This is a genomic window from Paenibacillus sp. alder61, assembly GCF_020179875.1.
GTDB lineage: Bacteria > Bacillota > Bacilli > Paenibacillales > Paenibacillaceae > Fontibacillus > Fontibacillus faecis.
Genome location: NZ_JAIUDG010000060.1, coordinates 1 through 572 on the forward strand (window position 1 = coordinate 1; position 572 = coordinate 572).

Consider the following 572-nt stretch of genomic DNA (forward strand, 5'->3'; position numbering starts at 1 on the left):
CGGGGACAGTGTCAGGCGGGCAGTTTGACTGGGGCGGTCGCCTCCTAAAGAGTAACGGAGGCGCCCCAAGGTTCCCTCAGAATGGTTGGAAATCATTCGCAGAGTGCAAAGGCAAAAGGGAGCTTGACTGCGAGACTGACAAGTCGAGCAGGGACGAAAGTCGGGCTTAGTGATCCGGTGGTACCGCATGGAAGGGCCATCGCTCAACGGATAAAAGCTACCCTGGGGATAACAGGCTTATCTCCCCCAAGAGTCCACATCGACGGGGAGGTTTGGCACCTCGATGTCGGCTCATCGCATCCTGGGGCTGAAGTAGGTCCCAAGGGTTGGGCTGTTCGCCCATTAAAGCGGTACGCGAGCTGGGTTCAGAACGTCGTGAGACAGTTCGGTCCCTATCTGTCGTGGGCGTAGGAAATTTGAGAGGAGCTGTCCTTAGTACGAGAGGACCGGGATGGACGCACCGCTGGTGCACCAGTTGTTCCGCCAGGAGCACAGCTGGGTAGCTAAGTGCGGACGGGATAAGCGCTGAAAGCATCTAAGCGTGAAGCCCCCCTCAAGATGAGATTTCCCAA

Annotated in this window: 1 rRNA gene; it reads left to right on the forward strand. The window is 57.3% G+C overall.

Annotation, left to right across the window (positions count from 1 at the left end):
* Positions 1–572 (forward strand): 23S ribosomal RNA (locus tag LBW89_RS27380); the annotation flags it as partial.